Annotated in this window: 1 protein-coding gene; it reads right to left on the bottom strand. The window is 33.6% G+C overall.

The genetic code is table 11. The features are described from left to right. Nucleotides 1-205: 205 nt before the first annotated feature. Nucleotides 206-916: a hypothetical protein gene (locus BUC09_RS14600; protein WP_143161952.1), complete on the bottom strand. Its 711-nt coding sequence runs from the start codon at nt 914-916 to the stop codon at nt 206-208. Between the last annotated feature and the right edge of the window lie 574 nt (nt 917-1,490).

Below are 1,490 nucleotides of genomic sequence, written 5' to 3'. Positions count from 1 at the left end.
GCATTTCTTTCAAGTCGTCAAGTTGTCCTTTTCTATTTACAAAATCGTTTGTCATTTCTGTTAATTTTCGGGTCGTCCGCTGCTGACCGCTAACGTTCCGCAGCTTGGCGCAGTAGCGACTGCGTGAAACGTATTTTTTCTTGCTAAGATAAGATTTTCCAGCGGAAAATCGAACGTTCTTATTAAATCTAAAATAGCTATTGCGCTAAACTGCTGTTACCAGCTGGCTTTTTTCTATTCGAGTTAAATTCGACAAAGTTAAAAGTCCACCAACCGTCAAAATCGCTCCACCAACAAAAGGAAATCCTGCACCAACTAAGTCAGCCAAGTTTGATGAGAACAAAAATGGAAGACAAAAAAGCATTCCAAAAATTCCGGCGATTATTGAAGCAAAAGCGCCTAATTTTGTTAATGTTTTTAGATTCATAAATTGCTGTTTTTCTGTTTCTGTTTTTTTTAATTTCAAACGCAATTCATTAATGTTAGATTTTGCGTAATCTTCTATTCTCCAACTTGATATTGGAATTGAGTTTTTACCTTTTTTATAATCTTGGTAAAAAGTTGACCACAAATCGGGTAGGAGTATTGCTCCAAAACCTAAAATAGCAAAACAAGGAATTGTGTAGTTGCCATTTCCTAACATAAATGCTTGCATTCTAATTTCATCTTCAGCTGTCATTTTATAATTTAGCAAAACATGTTTCAAATCATGACTTTCATAATTAGGAACTAATGTTAATTTATGTTTGTCAAGGCAATCTGCAATTTCTTTGCCCAACATTCCTTTTTCAAGATTTCTTAATTCAGAAACTTTTTGATTATAGAATTCCATATCATTAAAGCGTTCAATTGTTGAAACTGAAAAGTCAAATGAAAACTTAATTATTTTACGAGTTATTTTTTGCAGTATGTTCATTTGCGGTTCTGTTTAAGCTTGCTGGTAACGTTTCAGGCTTAGCCGTCGTTGCGGCAATTTACGAAGAATTTTATTATGAAATGCAGCGCATGAAAATCCGAAGGATTTTCTATTGAGGTTTAGACCAGCAATGCGGCTAAACCCTTGTTATAATTTGTTGCGACACACAAAGAAATTCACACAAAGTAACCACAATATTTACCATTCCAATTGCGCAATGTATTTCGCTTCTTTTAATGAACAGATTCTTCTTTTTTAGGTTTTAGATTACGAATTTCTACAAAGTAACCACAAAGAATTTCTACAAAGAAACTCGACAAAGTAATTCCGTAACTATTGCGCAAAGAATTTAAAAACTAATTTAAGACAAAGAAATTCTACAAAGTTATTCGATCAAATTATGCGTAAAGTTTTTGAATTTTTGAACCTAAACTATCCATTAAAACCGAACCAGAATTACAAACCGGAGCAATAAATTATAACGTTTTGCAGCTTGGCGAAGTGGCGGAAATCGAAGCACAAATGTTCAGTTTTGCACAAAAGTTCAATCGAAGAACTGCACTTCAATTTAGCA

It is taken from the genome of Flavobacterium terrae, from assembly GCF_900142035.1.
GTDB lineage: Bacteria > Bacteroidota > Bacteroidia > Flavobacteriales > Flavobacteriaceae > Flavobacterium > Flavobacterium terrae.
The sequence above is the reverse complement of the archived record's forward strand: the minus strand, read 5'-3'. Positions and strand labels throughout refer to the sequence as shown.

What these genes read in the sequence shown, in the direction of transcription:
- BUC09_RS14600 (WP_143161952.1), bottom strand. Translation starts at nt 916, where the DNA reads ATGAACATACTGCAAAAAATAACTCGTAAAATAATTAAGTTTTCATTT.